This is a genomic window from Mesorhizobium sp. M1328, assembly GCF_040318075.1.
Taxonomy (GTDB): domain Bacteria; phylum Pseudomonadota; class Alphaproteobacteria; order Rhizobiales; family Rhizobiaceae; genus Mesorhizobium.
In genome coordinates this window covers 86,602-101,844 of sequence record NZ_JAMYLO010000007.1, presented here as the reverse complement: position 1 = coordinate 101,844, position 15,243 = coordinate 86,602, and the positions used below count along the sequence as shown (strand labels likewise).

Sequence of the window (15,243 nt, the reverse complement as noted above, 5' to 3'; positions counted from 1 at the left end):
GCAGCCTTGTCGATGAAGATCGTTAGCGATGTCAGACCAAACACTTTTGAGTTTGAAACCTCGGCGCTGATCAAGCCGTCCGGGTTTCGCGAATATGATGCGCGCTGGTGGTTCGGCCATCCCGGCTCGAACGAGCCGCCGGAACTCAATCTGATCGGCGTCCAGGCGCTCGGCATGGGGCTCGGCACGCTGATCCGCCGCCTGGGTGCCGGACCCGACATCGTCACCGGTCACGATTTCCGCTCTTATTCGCTTGCCATCAAGCTGGCATTGGTTTCCGGGCTGATGGCGGCCGGCGCACGGGTCAAGGATGTCGGGCTTGCCCTGTCGCCGATGGCTTATTTCGCCCAGTTCGCGCTCGACACGCCCTCCGTCGCCATGGTCACTGCCTCGCACAACGAGAATGGCTGGACCGGCGTCAAGATGGGCGCGGCGCGCCCGCTGACTTTTGGTCCGGAGGAGATGAGCGCGTTGAAGGCGATAGTGCTCTCAGGCGATTTCGACCTTGTCGGTGGTGGCTCCTATGACTTCGTTGCGGATTTCCGCAAAACCTACCTTGACGATCTGACAGCGGGAAAGCGTATCTCGAGGAAGCTCAAGGTGGTGGCCGCCTGCGGCAACGGCACCGCCGGGGCTTTCGCTCCCGAGGCACTGGAAAGGATCGGCTGCGAGGTGATCCCGCTCGACGTCGAGCTCGATCATACGTTTCCCAATTACAATCCCAACCCCGAAGACATGCAGATGCTGCACGCCATTCGCGACAAGGTGCTGGAAACGGGCGCCGATGTCGGGCTCGGTTTCGACGGCGACGGCGATCGCTGCGGCGTGGTCGACAATGAAGGCAACGAGATCTTCGCCGACAAGGTCGGCGTCATGCTGGCGCGCGACATCTCGCACCTCTACCCAGGCTCGACTTTCGTCGTCGACGTCAAGTCGACCGGATTGTTCATGACTGACAAGGTGTTGCGGGAAAATGGCGCGGTCACCGACTATTGGAAAACCGGTCACTCCTATATCAAACGGCGCGTCGCCGAACTCGGCGCCGCCGCCGGTTTCGAAAAATCGGGCCATTTCTTCTTCAATCCGCCGATCGGCCGCGGCTATGACGATGGCCTGGTAACGGCCATCACCATATGCCAGATGCTGGATCGCAGCCCGCAAAGCAGCATGGCCGACCTCTATCGCGATCTGCCGCTAACCTTCGGCACGCCGACCATGTCGCCACACTGCGCCGACGAGCTCAAATACGGCGTCGTCGAGCGCGTCGTAGGCGACTTTCGCAAGATGAAGGACGAGGGCGCGGTCTTCGCCGGCCAGAAGATAGCCGAACTGATCACCGTCAACGGCGTCAGGGTCGTGGCGGAGGATAGTACCTGGGGGCTGGTGCGGGCATCATCGAACAAGCCGGAGCTTGTGGTGGTGGTCGAAAGCCCGGTATCGTCCGAGCGGCGGCGGCAGATGTTCGAAGCCGTCGACGCGGTGCTGCGCCGCAGCCCGGAAGTCGGCGCCTACAATCAGACCTTTTGAACGCGGGGCTTGTTTTCATGACCGAACGGATCGTCAGTTTTGTGATGAGCGGCGGCGTCGGCTCGCGGCTGTGGCCGCTGTCGCGCGAGGACAATCCCAAGCAGTTCCATGATTTCTCCGGCGACGGCTCGATGCTGGCCAAGACGCTGCGGCGGCTGACCGCGCGGCCGGAGGGCGAAACGCCGGTTTTCCTGATTGCGTCGGAAAGGCATGCCGACCGCGTTCATGCCGACATTGCTGGTCACGAGCTTTCCGGCGGCGGCCCGCTGTTCGAGCCGACCGGGCGCAACACTGCCGCGGCCGTCGCTTTGGCAAGCCTGCGCACCTTGTCGGAATTCGGCGACAGCCTGGTGCTGGTGGTGCCGTCCGACCATGAGATTGCGACCGCGCAGCAATTCTGGCGGAGCGTCGAGGCCGGCACGGCGGCGGCGCGCGAAGGCAGGCTGGTGGTGTTCGGCATCAAGCCCGCCCAACCCGAGACCGGGTATGGCTACATCGAGGTGGCCGGCGAGCGCGATGGTATCTGCGATGTCTCGCGTTTCGTCGAAAAACCCGATCTCGCCACCGCGCAGAGCTATCTCGAGGCCGGCAATTTCTACTGGAACACCGGCATCTTCCTGTTTCGCGCCAGTGCCATGCGCGACGCGTTCATGGCTTTCCAGCCAGACATCTGGAGCGCCACAGAGGCTGCCTACCAAGCTGCGACATCGGACCTTTCCGGCCTCTACATGCCTCTGGAGCTCTATGCCGCCATCCCATCGACATCGATCGACTATGCGATCATGGAGCGCGCCAGCGGCATCGCCATGGTGCCGGCCGGCTTTCGCTGGAACGATCTCGGCTCCTGGCAATCGCTGCTCGACGTCGGCCCCTCCGACACCCAGGGCAATGTCATCGTCGGCGACGTCGTCGCCATCGATTGCGAGAACTCCTATATCCGCAGCGACGGCCGCCTGCTGTCGGCCATAGGCCTGAAGGACGTCGCCATCGTGTCGACCGCCGACGCCACTTTCGTCGCTCCGGTCAGCCACAGCCAGAACGTCAAGAAGATCGTCGAGCAGCTCGAAAAGAGCGGTCGCCTGGAGACCAGGTTCACGCCCGCCGACGATCGAGTCATCGAAAGCGGCGCCTGGCAGCGCCGCGTTCACCATTGGCTGTTCGAGGAGACGGTGCCGTTATGGTCGACGGTCGGCGTCGACGAGCGCCATGGCGGGTTCCACGAGGCGCTCGGTTTCGATGCCGCCCCGCTGATGAAACCAAAACGCATGCGCACTCAGGCCAGGCAGATTTACGCCTTCGCGGTCGCCAAGGCGCGCGGCTGGAACGGCCCGGCCGATCGGCTGATCAGCCACGGCCTCGAATTCATGGCCAGGCACGGCCGCACCGACAATGGCGGCTGGGTACGCACGCTCAACATCGACGGCACTGTCGCCGACGCCGCCGAGGATGCCTATGACCATTCCTGCGTGCTCCTGGCGCTGGCGCATGCCCATATGTGCGGCAATCCCGATGCGTTGCGGCTTGGCGAGGAGACCTTTGCGTTCATCGACGCGCATCTCGAGGACGAACGCCTGACCGGCTTCCGCGAGACCTCGAGCGGCGAGGGCGAGCGCCGCTCCAACCCGCACATGCATCTGCTCGAGGCATTCCTGGCCTGGCATCAGGCGACGGGCGAGCGCGCCTATCTTCGCCGCGCCGCGCGCATCGTCGATCTGTTTCGCAGCCATTTCTTCGACCCGGAAAGCTGGACGCTGGGTGAGTATTTCGACAATGAATGGCGGCCGGCCCCTGGCGAGAAGGGCACGTGGACCGAACCCGGCCATCATTTCGAATGGGCCTCGCTGCTGGTCGACTTCGCCGGGCGCAGCGGCCAGAGCGGCTTGACCGGCCTTGCCCGGAAGCTTTACGCGTCGGCAATTGCCAATGGCCTCAACCGCGCCACAGGCCTCGCCTACGGCGCGGTCTCGCGGCAAGGGCTGCCGCTCGACCGCGTCTCGCGCAGTTGGCCGCAGGCCGAAGCGATCAAGGCGGCGATCGCGCTGGATGGTTCGGGCGGTCCCGACCTGAAGCCGGAAATCGAGGCGCGTGTCGGCCGGCTGTTCCGCTGGCACATCAATCCGGCACCGCTCGGCCTGTGGATCGACCGCATCGACGAGCGTGGCCGCTCGCTGGCAAGCGAGGTGCCGGCCAGCATCTTCTATCATCTCGTCTGCGCGCTGACGCAGTATCTGGACGGCACCGCCCGCAAGGATCAGTATGGGCTGGCGACGTCCCCCGTCTCGACATAGACCGACTTCAGCTGCGAATAGAGTGCCAGTGCCGCGAGCGAATTCTCGCGGCCGATGCCGGACTGCTTGAAGCCGCCAAAGGGGATTTCGACCGGCGTCAGATTGTAAGCGTTGATCCAGCAGGTACCGGCCTGCAATTCGGCGATGACGCGGTGGGCGCGCTGCAGGTCGCGCGTGAACACGCCGGCGGCGAGGCCGAATTCGGTGTCGTTGGCGCGCTCGACTACCTCGTCCTCGCTGTCGAATTTCAGCACGCTCATGACTGGCCCGAAAATCTCCTCGCGGGCGATGCGCATCGTGTCTGCGACACCGGTGAACACCGTCGGCTCGACGAAGAAGCCGCCCTGGAAGCCCTGCAACGCCGGCACGTTGCCGCCGCAGGCGAGCACCGCGCCATCCTGTTTGCCCGCTTCGATGTAAGAGACCACCTTGTCATGCTGCGCCTTGGAGACCAGCGGCCCCATCTGCGTGTCCGGATCGAGCGGATCGCCGATGCGGATTTTCTTGGTCCGCTCGGTCAGCCTCTCGACGAAACGGTCATGGATGCTGCTCTGCACGAACACCCGCGTGCCATTGGAGCAGATCTGGCCGGTCGAATAGAAATTGCCGAGCATCGCGCCGCCGATGGCGTTTTCGAGGTTGGCGTCTTCGAAGACGATCAGCGGCGACTTGCCGCCGAGCTCCATCGTCGCGTGCTTCATCTTCGAGCCGGCGAGCGACAGCACCTTGCGGCCGGTCGGCACGGAGCCGGTCACCGAGACCTTGGCGACGACCTCATGGCCGACAAGGCCGGCGCCGACATCGCCAAAACCTTGCACGACGTTGAACAGGCCGTCGGGCAGGCCGGCCTCGGTATAGATTTCGGCGAGCGCCAGTGCTGAAAGCGGCGTGTTTTCCGACGGCTTGAACACCATCGCATTGCCCATGGCGAGCGCCGGTGCGGATTTCCAGCCGGCGATCTGGATCGGGTAATTCCAGGCGCCGATGCCGACGCAGACGCCGAGCGCCTCGCGCCTGGTATAGGCAAAGGGTCCGCCGAGATCGACGGCCTCGCCATTAAAGGCGGCGACCGCGCCGCCGAAATATTCCAGGCAGTCGGCCGCCGACGGGGCGTCCGCAACCAGCGTCTCCTGGATAGGCTTACCGGTATCCAGCGTCTCGATGCGCGCCAGATCGGCATTGCGCGCGCGCAAGATGTCGGCGGCGCGGCGCAGGATGCGGCCGCGTTCGACCGGCTTCAGCCGCGCCCAGGCCGGTTGTGCCACACGCGCCGCCTCGATCGCGAGCTCCAGCACGTTCGGCGTCGCCGAGCGCAGCATGGCGATGGTCTCGCCGGTTGCAGGATAGATTACCTGCAGCGGCGCGCCGCGCTCGTCGTCGATATAGCGGCCGTTGACATAATGCGATGCCGTTGGCTGGGCGCGCATGACTGTTCTCCAAATCGTCTTTTCGCGGCATCGGAATATGCGTCCGCCGGATCATGGCCTATCTGTCCGACGCCTGCCAGCGCGGATTGATCCATGGTTCCTGGTTGGACGGTGGCAGCGGCGTACGCCCGAGAATGTGGTCGGCGGCCTTCTCGCCGGTCATGATCGACGGCGCGTTGAGATTGCCGTTGGTGACGCGTGGAAAGATCGAGGAATCGGCGACCCGCAGCCCTTCGACGCCAATGACGCGGCATTCCGGATCGACGACGCTCATCGCATCATCGGCACGGCCCATCTTGCAGGTGCCGCAAGGGTGGTAGGCGCTTTCGGCGTGGTCGCGAATGAAGGCGTCGAGCTCCTCATCCGATTGCACATGCGAGCCCGGCGACAGTTCCTTGCCGCGGTAGGGATCGAAGGCCGCTTGCCCGAAGATCTCGCGGGTCAGCCGGATGCAGTGGCGGAACTCCGTCCAGTCATCCGGATGCGACATGTAGTTGAAGCGGATCACCGGCTTCGACTTGGGATCGGGCGAGCGCAGCGTGACCGAACCGCGCGACTTCGACCGCATCGGCCCGACATGCGCCTGGAAACCATGCGCCTTGGCCGCCGCCTTGCCGTCATAGCGGACCGCGGCCGGGATGAAGTGATACTGGATATCGGGATAGTCGACGCCGGCGCCCGAGCGCACGAAGGCGGCCGCCTCGAAATGATTGGTGGCACCGAGGCCGGATTTGAAGAACAGCCATTGTGCCCCGATCAGCGCCTTCGAGAACGGGTTCAAGACGGAGTTCAGCGTGATCGGCTTTGTCGATTCCTGCTGGATGTAGAGTTCCATATGGTCCTGCAGATTGCGACCGACTCCAGGCCGGTCAGCGATCACCGGAATGCCGTTCTCCCTAAGGTGCTGGCCGGGGCCGATGCCGGACAGCATCAGGATCTTGGGCGAGTTGATCGAGGACGCGGCAACGATCACCTCGCGCCGCGCTCTGACCGCCTGAATCCGTTTGCGCACTTCGATCTCGACGCCGGTGGCGCGTTGATTCTCGATGATTACCCGCCGGGCGAAACCCTTGACCAGGCTGACATTTTTCCGCCTCAGCGCCGGCCTCAGATAGGCGCTCGCGGCCGACCAGCGACGGCCGCCGCGGATGGTCTGCTCCATCGGCCCAAAGCCTTCCTGCTTCGCGCCGTTATAGTCGTCGGTCAGCTCGAAGCCGGCCTGACGGCCTGCCTCGACGAAGGCGCCATAGAGTGGGTTCGTTCTCGAGCCGCGCTGCACAGTAAGCGGGCCGCCATGGCCGCGCCAGCCATCCTCGCCGCCTGCGCTGTCCTCCATGCGCTTGAAATAGGGGAGCACGTCGGCAAAGCCCCAGCCGGCCGCGCCCTGTTCGGCCCAGTGGTCGAAGTCGCGGGCATGGCCGCGCACATAGACCATGCCGTTGATCGACGACGAGCCGCCGATCACCTTGCCGCGCGGCGTCGCCAGCACGCGGCCGCCGAGGTGCGGCTCCGGCTCGCTGACAAAGCCCCAGTCGTAGAGGCTCATATTGAGCGGGATCGACAGCGCCGACGGCATCTGGATTAGCGGCCCGATATCGCTGCCGCCATATTCGATGACGATCACCGAATGCTTGCCGTCCTCCGACAGCCGGTAGGCCATGGCCGAACCGGCCGAGCCGGAGCCGATAATGACGAAATCCGCTTCAAGCATAGTTCATGCGCGTCCATGGTTCATATGGGCAATGAAATCGGCCAGCGAGACGTTGCCGCCGGTTGCCATTACGAGAACGGTCTTGCCGGTCACGTCGACCTTGCCGCCGAGCAACGCCGCCAGCGAAGCAGCGCCGGATGGTTCGAGCACCAGCTTCATCCGCTCGAAGGCGATGCGCATGGCGCGCCGCACCGAAGCATCGTCGACGGTGACGCCGCGAACGCCGGCGGCCTTCACCGCTGCGAACGGCGCGTCGCCGGGCCGCCGCGACATCAGCCCGTCGCAGATCGATTTCGGCCCGATCGGCATGGTTTCGATGGCGCCATGCGCCAACGACGAGCCCATGCCGTCAAAACCTTCCGGCTCCACGCCGATGATCTTCGTGGCTGGCGACAGGTAGTGGAAGGCCAGCGAAACACCGCCGATCAGGCCGCCGCCGCCGACCGAGCAGAACAAGAGATTGGCCTCGGCTTGCTTGGCGGCGAGCTGGTCGAGTGCCTCCAGCCCGGCACCGGCCTGGCCGGCGACGATCTCCGGATCGTCGAACGGGTGCAGCAGCGCCAGGCCTTCGCTCGCGGCGATCTCGCGCGCCTTCGCGGCAGCGACTTCCTCACGCGCGCGCTCGCCATGGTCGGTCAGCACGACACGGGCGCCGTAGCCCGACGTGGCATCGCGTTTGGCGGCAGGCGCGTCGATCGGCATGACGATGGTGACGGGAATGCCAAGCGCTTGGCCTGCCGCCGCCAGCCCTTGCGCGAAATTGCCGGAGGAATAGGCGACGACGCCCATTTTGGCTTCGTCGGGCGACAGCCGCTTCAGCCGCCAATAGGCGCCGCGCACCTTGAACGATCCGGCCCATTGCAGCGACTCGGCCTTGACGAAGACGCGTTCGGCGCCGGTCTCGCGGGCGAGTGCCGCCCATTCCAGCAGCGGCGTGATCTGCGTCGCCTTGGAGGTGACGGCATAGGCCTGCCTGAGATGGTCGACAGAGGGGACGAGACTGTCTGCCATCATTCGCCTCGGGGAAAGCGCTTCTGCTCTTCGAGCAGGTCGAGGTTCATGTGATTGCGCATGTAGCGTTCCGACGCCTTCTGCAGCGGCTGGAACTCCCAGGGATAATGGGTGCCGTTGCGCAGCGCCGGGTAGACCACCCAGCGGCGTGCCTGGCTGGCACGCACCGCGGCATCGAACGCCGCCATGTCCCAGCGCTCCCGCACCTTGTCGGTGAAAGCGGCCACCAAAGCCGCATTGGCCGGATCGGCGGCGAGGTTGGTCAATTCCCGCGGATCCGATTCAAGATCAAACAGTTGCGGCGGGTCGATCTCGCAATGGATGAATTTGTAGCGGCCCCCGCGCATCGCCACCATCGGCGCATTGGAGCCTTCGGCCGCATATTCCATCAGCACCGGCGCGGAGCGTTTCTTTCCGTTTAGCAGCGGCAGCAGCGACTGGCCGTCGGTCCACGGCGCAATCGCGCTGATGTCGATGCCGGCGAGATCGCAAAGCGTCGGCGTCACGTCGAGATTGGAAACCGGCGTCTCGATCAGCCCGGCGTGTATGCTCTTGCCGGCGATCATCAGCGGCACCCGCGCCGAACCCTCGAAAAAGCACATCTTGAACCACAGCCCGCGCTCGCCGAGCATGTCGCCATGGTCCGAGCAGAACAGGATGATCGTGTCGTCGAGCATGCGCGTGCGCTCGAGCACCGACAGCAGCTCGCCGAGCTTGTCGTCGAGATAGGAGACATTGGCGAAATAGCCGCGCCGCGCGCGGCGTATCTGCTCAGTGGTGATGTCGAACCTATCATAGTCGCTGGCGCGGTAGAGCCGCTGCGAATGCGGGTCCTGCCTGTCGTAAGGAATGAAGCCGACCTCAGGCTCGAGCGCCGGGCAATCCTCGTAGAGGTCCCAGTAGCGCCGGCGTGCGACGTAAGGATCGTGCGGATGGGTGAAGGAAACCGTCAAGCACCAGGGCCGATGTGCGGCATCGTCCGAGACGCGGGCAAAATCGTAAAGCTTCTGCACCGCATGGAAGGCGACCTCGTCGTCATATTCCAGCTGGTTCGTGATCTCGGCAGTACCGGCGCCGCTCACCGAGCCGAGATTGTGATACCACCAGTCGATCCGCTCGCCGGGCTTGCGATAGTCCGGCGTCCAGCCGAAATCGGCCGGATAGATGTCGGTGGTCAGCCGCTCCTCGAAACCGTGCAATTGGTCCGGGCCGACGAAATGCATCTTGCCGGAGAGGCAGGTGTGATAGCCGGCAGCGCGCAGATGATGGGCAAATGTCGGGATCGAAGACGCGAATTCGGCGGCGTTGTCGTAGACCCCGGTGCGTGACGGCAACTGGCCGCTCATGAATGCGGCGCGGCCCGGCGCGCAGAGCGGCGAGGCGGTGTAATTGTTGCAAAAACGCGCCGAACGTGTGGCCAGCGCCTTCAGATGCGGCGCGTGCAGGAAGTCCGCCAGCCCATCCGGAAACAGCGTTCCGTTGAGCTGATCGACCATCACGATCAGGATGTTGGGTCGCTTGGATGTCACTGCTTCTGCCGTCCGCTGAGCTTCGTTTCGAGATAGTCCTCGACCAGTGCAATCGCGGTCGCGGCATCGGGGACGCCGTCCTTCAGCGCGCGCCTGATATAGAGCCCGTCGATCAGCGCCGCCGTCGCTTCGGCGACCCGGTCCGCCTCGCTTCTGGGCAGGATGCCGGCCAGCCCGCTGAGCAGATTGGAATGCAGCCGCCGCGCATAGACCTTGAGCAGCCGGCGAAGTGCTGCCGATTTCTGCGCCTCGACGTAGAAGGCGAGCCAGGCGGCGATCGTTTCGGGCTGGAACTGGATGTCGGAGAAATTGACCGCGACCACTGCCGAGACGCGCTGGCGCGCCGTGCCGGCCGCGCGAAGTGCACGGCGTGTATCGGCGGTGAGCTCGCTCAGGATGTGCCGCATCGTCGCCAACAGCAATTCGTCCTTGGCGCCGAAATAATGGTGGGCAAGCGCCGAGGACACGCCGGCGCGCCCGGCGATTTCCGACATCGTCACATCAAGCGAACCGCGCTCGCCGATCGCCGAGATCGTTGCGTCGATGAGCGCCCTGCGGCGCAACGGCTCCATTCCGAGTTTCGGCATTCTTGCTCCGGTCTTGTCATGGCAAGATTATTTTTTATTGACGCATCAATCAACAAAAATCCAGCCTGATTTGCTGGCAAAAGCCAGGCACTATGACCAGATATCAAGATCAAGCGATTGTGCGGTTCTGGCCCCTTCACGACGCCGGGCGGAACGGTTCATGCTTGAACAATGCTGAGGCGCGCCGCAGTATCGCGTAGCCCAGGTCCACAGGATGGAGATCGCCATGACAGCATGCATCGTCGGTTGGGCGCATTCGCGCTTCGGCAAGCTCGAAGGCGAGACGCTGGAGGGCCTGATCACCAAGGTGGCAGTCGAGGCGCTCGACCATGCCGGCATCGGTCCAGATGACGTCGACGAGATCGTGCTCGGCCACTTCAACGCCGGGTTTTCCGCCCAGGATTTCACCGCGAGCCTGGTCCTCCAGGCCGACGACCGGCTGCGCTTCAAGCCGGCGACCCGCGTCGAGAACGCCTGCGCCACCGGCTCGGCGGCGGTCAGGCAAGGCATCCGCGCCATCGACGCCAATGCCGCCCGTATCGTGCTGGTGGTCGGCGCCGAGCAGATGACGACGACGCCCGGTCCCGAGATCGGCAAGAACCTGCTCAAGGCCTCATATCTGCCGGAGGACGGTGACACGCCGGCAGGCTTCGCCGGCGTCTTCGGCAAGATCGCCCAAGCCTATTTCCAGCGCTACGGCGACCAGTCGGATGCGCTGGCGACGATCGCCGCCAAGAACCACAAGAACGGCGTCGACAATCCCTACGCGCAGATGCGCAAGGATTTCGGCTACGAGTTCTGCCGGCAGGAAAGCGAAAAAAACCCCTTCGTCGCCGGTCCGCTGAAGCGCACAGACTGCTCGCTGGTGTCGGACGGCGCCGCCGCACTTGTCCTTGCCGATACGGCCACGGCGCTGAAGATGCGCCGCGCGGTCGCTTTCCGCGCCAATGAGCATGTGCAGGATTTCCTGCCGATGTCGAAGCGCGACATCCTCGCCTTCGAAGGCTGCGAGCAGGCCTGGAACCAGGCGTTGAAGAAGGCGGGCGTGACGCTCGGCGACCTGTCCTTCGTCGAGACGCACGACTGTTTCACCATCGCCGAACTGATCGAGTATGAGGCGATGGGCCTGGCAAAGCCGGGCGAGGGCGCCAAGCTGGCCTTGGATGGCGAGACGGCGAAAGATGGAAGGCTGCCGGTCAATCCGTCGGGCGGGCTGAAGGCCAAGGGCCATCCGATCGGCGCCACCGGTGTATCGATGCATGTGCTGAGCGCCATGCAGCTCGTCGGCGAGGCGGGCGGCATCCAGGTGCCGGGAGCAAAGCTCGGCGGCATCTTCAACATGGGCGGCGCCGCGGTCGCCAACTACGTTTCCATTCTCGACCGGATCAGATAAAAGCGGCCCCGCATTACAGCGCCGCGCGACCGTTCGGGAGCGCAAAGGACGCTGTAACACTTTGATTTTGCGCATGATCCTTTTCGAAATGGATTCCGATTTTCGAGATCATGCGCTAGCGGGGAATTCATGACAAATCCGGTTCTGGTCGAAGTCTTGCGCGGCGCAATCGTCGAGAGCGCGCATCGCGGCGCTGTTGCCGTCTTCGACGCTGACGGCAAGCCTGTCTGGGAGATCGGCGACACGGCACAGCCGGTGTTCCCGCGTTCGGCGGTCAAGGCGATCCAGGCGTTGCCGCTGGTCGAGAGCGGCGCTGCCGATGTCTACGGCTTCGGTGACCGGGAGCTGGCGCTGGCCTGCGCCTCGCATTCCGGCGAGCCGCCACATGTCGAGCTCGCGCGGGCCATGCTGGCGAAGGCCGGCCTGGACGAGGCGGCACTCGAATGCGGCGCGCATTGGCCGTCGAGCCATGGAGCGACGCTGGCGCTTGCCCGCGCCGGCAGCGTGCCGAACGCGCTGCACAACAATTGTTCCGGCAAGCACTCAGGCTTCCTATGCACCTGCGTTCACAGCGGCATCGCCCATCGTGGTTACGTCAAGGCTGGCCATGCTTCGCAGGAGATGGTGCGCGAAGCGATGGAGGCGGTGACCGGCGCTGCCCATGACGCCGATCACCGCGGCACCGACGGCTGCTCGATTCCGACCTATGCCGTGCCGTTGCGCAGCTTTGCCCTTAGCTTTGCCCGCATGGCGACAGGTGCCGGCTTCGAGCCGGTGCGCGCCCGGGCGGCGAAGCGGCTGCTTTCTGCCTGCATGGCCGAGCCGTTTTTCGTCGCCGGCACGGGCAGGTCCGACGTCGCGATGATGGAGGCCGCCCCGGGTCGGATTTTCGTCAAGGGAGGCGCCGAAGGTGTTTTTTGCGCCGCCGTTCCGGAGCTTGGCCTTGGCATCGCGCTGAAATGCGACGATGGCGCCGGCCGCGCCGCTGAAGTGATGGTCGCGGCTGTGCTGGCAAAGCTTTTGCACGCCGACCACGCGCTCGCTGCGAAACTGATCGAACAGGCAAATCCGCCTATCGAAAGCCGGATCGGCGCCAAAGTCGGCGCGCTCCGGCCGACGGCCACCCTCAACTGACGTGGTTGCGCTCGACGGTCAGATGCGCATAGCCGGCATTGCCTGACGCGGCGAGGTCGCCGGTCACCGGCTCGGCCCAGCGCTGGCCGACGATCGCGCCGTTCTGGACCCCGTCGATGACATTGTCGGAAATGATTGCCGTTCCGGCACCTTCGACCACGGTGACGACGATACCGGTCCCCGCCTTGCGGATGATGTTTCCCATGGCGACCACATTGCGCATGAACGGTCCCCAGCCGATCTGCATGCCGTAGAGCGGCGCATTCTCGACGACATTACCGGAAACGGTGCTGTCTGCCTCGACGCTGATGCCGACGCCGAAGCCGGGCGCGTCGGCAGGGTAGGGACCGCTGGTCGACAGATTGCGGACGATGTTGCCGGAGCAGACGCCCATGCGGCCGCCTTCGTTGAAATTGACGATCGAAATACCGTTCGCAGCGCCATCGACGATGTTATTGCCGATGACGGCACCTTCAAAGGAGAATTCGGAATACACGGCCGTTTCGCCCGAGCGCGAGCAGGTATTGCCGGTGATCTGCAAATTGCTGGCACTGTTGGCGCGGATCGCCGAAAACGCGCAGTCCGAAACAATATTGCCGGAGATGATGACATTGCCGGCGCGGAAGGCATTGATGCCATTGCCGTTCTGGCCGGTTCCGCCGCCGCGCGCCTGGATGCGTTCGATCCGGTTGCCGCTGACGATGGTGTTGTCTTCAGCCGCCTGCCAGCGGTGCACGAGGATGCCGCCATTGGCGCAGTCGGAGACGCTATTGCCTGATATTTCCAGGCCATCGGCCTCGACCGAATAGATGCCGGCATCGGCCGCACCGGATATCTCCGAGCGCTCGATGCGGCCCGAGGCGTGTTCGAGCGCCAGACCGTTCTTGCCGCTGTCGGTAAGCTGGCAGTTGTCGACGACCAGATGGGCGATGCGGCGCAGATCGAGCAGGCCATGCGTGTAGTCGCCCATCCAGCGGTTGCTGCCGTCGAACACCAGCCCGCTGAGTTCGATATGCTCGGCCTGTTCGGCCATGATGAGATGGCCATTGCCGCCGTAGACGATCCGCGATGCGCCCGGCACGCCGGACAGGCGCACGCGGCCGGGCAGCGACAGGTTGGAAACGATATAGATCCCCGGCGGCAGGAACACCGGCATGTCGCGGTCGTGCGCGTCGCGCAGCAGCTTGGTGAAGGCCTTGCTCTGGTCGTCAAGCGCGCCGGGCCGGACGCCGAGCTCGCTTGCGTTGATCGCGCTACGCATCGCGGCTTTCTCGATGCCGGGCAGGTTTTTCGCCGCTGCCTTGCCGAGCGAAAGCCCCATGACGGCAAAGCCGGCGGTCTGCGCAAGCAGCGTTCGTCTGTTCAACATCGGCACAGATTCCTTGCGTTCAACGGTCGCGCCGCAGGATTCGTGCCAGACAGGATCGGCCGGATCGGCCCCGACGTCGGTTCGCCGGCTACGGCTTGTGGAGTCGTCGCGTCAGGCATAAGTTCGATAAATGAGCAGGGCCTTCACCCGCGAGGAAGACAGCGAAAACGCCATCGCCGGCATCGGCGAGCGGCCGATCAGCCATCACCGCAATCTGGTGACGGAACGCGGCCTGGCGCTGATCGATGCGGAGGTGGCCGCTCTGCGCGACGAACTGGGCAGAGCCGAAAAGAGGGCCGACCGCGAGCGGATCGCGCTGGTGTCGCGCGATCTTCGCTATTGGACGGCAAGGCGGGAAAGCGCCGAGCTCTCCGTGCCGGAACCGGGTAGCGACCTGGTTCGTTTCGGCATGGGTGTCACCCTGGAAAGCGACGACGGCAAGAAGGTGCACTGGAAGATCGTCGGCGAGGATGAGGCAAATCCCGCCAAGGGGACAATTTCCCATATGTCGCCGATGGCGATGGCGCTGTTCGGCAAGAAGGTCGGCGAAATTGCCGCAGTCAACGGCAAGGAATGGGAGATCGTCAAGCTTTCCGACAGTTAGTCTTCGAGCTTCACCACATGATCGCGGAAGAACGCCGCGGCACCAGCCTCGTCGATTTCGCCGGCGGCGACCATCATGACCAGTTGAATAATGTCCGCCTGCTCGGCTTCGATGCTCAAGCCATTGAAATAAAGGAACAGATCGGCCGCCGCGAAAGCAGTACGCTTATTGCCGTCGACGAATGGATGGTTTTTGGCAATACCGAAAAGGTAGCCGGACGCCAACTCACAGAGATCGGGCTCGCCATAGATTTCCCTCTGCTGCGGCCTGTAGAGCGCCGACTCCAGCATTCCTTCGTCGCGGATGCCCGCTGCGCCGCCGTGGAGGCGCAACTGCTCGGCATGAAGCGCCTCCACGAACTCCCGCGAATGATGCTCGGTCATTTTGCGAGCGCGCGGTAAGCAACCTCGTACTTTTTCATCCGCTCGCGCGCGATCTTCATCTTGCGCTCGAATTCTTCGGCAGTGTCCTCGGTGCGGCGCAGGCGAAGCTCATCGCCTTCCTGAACGATGACGATGCTGTCGCCCGCCTTCAGATTCATGCGATCGAGAATTTCCTTCGGCAGGATCACGCCTTCGGAATTGCCGATCTTGCGAATGGTCGTGTTCATGGTGACATCCTGTTGCAACGCCGATTATAACTCAGCGTGTTTTCGTTGCAACA

Annotated in this window: 13 protein-coding genes; 5 read left to right on the top strand and 8 right to left on the bottom strand. The window is 64.1% G+C overall.

Annotated elements, in window-relative coordinates:
- Nucleotides 1-12: 12 nt before the first annotated feature.
- Together NKH23_RS15655 and NKH23_RS15650 are read left to right on the top strand one after the other, a co-directional pair.
- The gene (locus NKH23_RS15655) at nt 13-1,527 is read left to right on the top strand and encodes a phosphomannomutase/phosphoglucomutase (RefSeq protein ID WP_502908359.1); all 1,515 of its coding nucleotides are present in this window, start codon (nt 13-15) and stop codon (nt 1,525-1,527) included.
- A gap of 17 nt (nt 1,528-1,544) precedes the next feature.
- Nucleotides 1,545-3,815 (top strand): AGE family epimerase/isomerase, encoded by a 2,271-nt coding sequence (locus NKH23_RS15650; protein ID WP_352721228.1) that lies wholly within the window; start codon nt 1,545-1,547, stop codon nt 3,813-3,815.
- Here the strand turns inward: NKH23_RS15650 and betB are convergent.
- From betB to betI, 5 genes are read right to left on the bottom strand one after another with little or no spacing between them, the layout of a single operon-like run.
- Nucleotides 3,779-5,242, bottom strand: a complete 1,464-nt coding sequence (betB, locus tag NKH23_RS15645; RefSeq protein WP_352914465.1) for a betaine-aldehyde dehydrogenase — start codon at nt 5,240-5,242, stop codon at nt 3,779-3,781. The genes NKH23_RS15650 and betB overlap by 37 nt on opposite strands.
- A 58-nt stretch (nt 5,243-5,300) precedes the next feature.
- Entirely contained in the window at nt 5,301-6,953 is a 1,653-nt protein-coding gene (gene betA / locus NKH23_RS15640; RefSeq protein WP_352914467.1) for a choline dehydrogenase, read from the bottom strand.
- Nucleotides 6,954-6,956: 3 nt separating this feature from the next.
- Nucleotides 6,957-7,964 (bottom strand): threonine/serine dehydratase family protein, encoded by a 1,008-nt coding sequence (locus NKH23_RS15635; RefSeq protein ID WP_502912356.1) that lies wholly within the window; start codon nt 7,962-7,964, stop codon nt 6,957-6,959.
- Nucleotides 7,964-9,493, bottom strand: coding sequence for a choline-sulfatase (betC, locus tag NKH23_RS15630; protein ID WP_352914473.1), 1,530 nt, complete (start codon nt 9,491-9,493; stop codon nt 7,964-7,966). The genes NKH23_RS15635 and betC overlap by 1 nt, the downstream gene beginning before the upstream one ends.
- Nucleotides 9,490-10,080, bottom strand: a complete 591-nt coding sequence (betI, locus tag NKH23_RS15625; protein WP_352449081.1) for a choline-binding transcriptional repressor BetI — start codon at nt 10,078-10,080, stop codon at nt 9,490-9,492. Before betI ends, betC begins: the two co-directional genes overlap by 4 nt.
- Nucleotides 10,081-10,306: 226 nt before the next feature.
- Between betI and NKH23_RS15620 the strand changes: the two genes are divergently transcribed.
- Together NKH23_RS15620 and NKH23_RS15615 are read left to right on the top strand one after the other, a co-directional pair.
- Nucleotides 10,307-11,473: an acetyl-CoA acetyltransferase gene (locus tag NKH23_RS15620; RefSeq protein ID WP_352914476.1), complete on the top strand. Its 1,167-nt coding sequence runs from the start codon at nt 10,307-10,309 to the stop codon at nt 11,471-11,473.
- 129 nt (nt 11,474-11,602) lie between these two features.
- The gene (locus tag NKH23_RS15615) at nt 11,603-12,607 is read left to right on the top strand and encodes an asparaginase (RefSeq protein ID WP_352914479.1); all 1,005 of its coding nucleotides are present in this window, start codon (nt 11,603-11,605) and stop codon (nt 12,605-12,607) included.
- Here NKH23_RS15615 and NKH23_RS15610 read toward each other — a convergent pair.
- Nucleotides 12,600-13,976, bottom strand: a complete 1,377-nt coding sequence (locus NKH23_RS15610; RefSeq protein ID WP_352914482.1) for a TIGR03808 family TAT-translocated repetitive protein — start codon at nt 13,974-13,976, stop codon at nt 12,600-12,602. The genes NKH23_RS15615 and NKH23_RS15610 overlap by 8 nt on opposite strands.
- 130 nt (nt 13,977-14,106) lie before the next feature.
- Here NKH23_RS15610 and NKH23_RS15605 point away from each other — a divergent pair, with 130 nt between their 5' ends.
- Nucleotides 14,107-14,580, top strand: coding sequence for a GreA/GreB family elongation factor (locus tag NKH23_RS15605; RefSeq protein ID WP_352468520.1), 474 nt, complete (start codon nt 14,107-14,109; stop codon nt 14,578-14,580).
- Here the strand turns inward: NKH23_RS15605 and NKH23_RS15600 are convergent.
- Nucleotides 14,577-14,963, bottom strand: a complete 387-nt coding sequence (locus NKH23_RS15600) for a type II toxin-antitoxin system death-on-curing family toxin (RefSeq protein WP_352914485.1) — start codon at nt 14,961-14,963, stop codon at nt 14,577-14,579. The two genes, NKH23_RS15605 and NKH23_RS15600, sit on opposite strands and share 4 nt — an antisense overlap.
- Nucleotides 14,960-15,190 carry an AbrB/MazE/SpoVT family DNA-binding domain-containing protein gene (locus NKH23_RS15595; protein ID WP_352501761.1) on the bottom strand — a complete coding sequence of 77 codons (231 nt, stop codon included), beginning with the start codon at nt 15,188-15,190 and terminating at the stop codon, nt 14,960-14,962. Before NKH23_RS15595 ends, NKH23_RS15600 begins: the two co-directional genes overlap by 4 nt.
- Nucleotides 15,191-15,243: the final 53 nt, after the last annotated feature.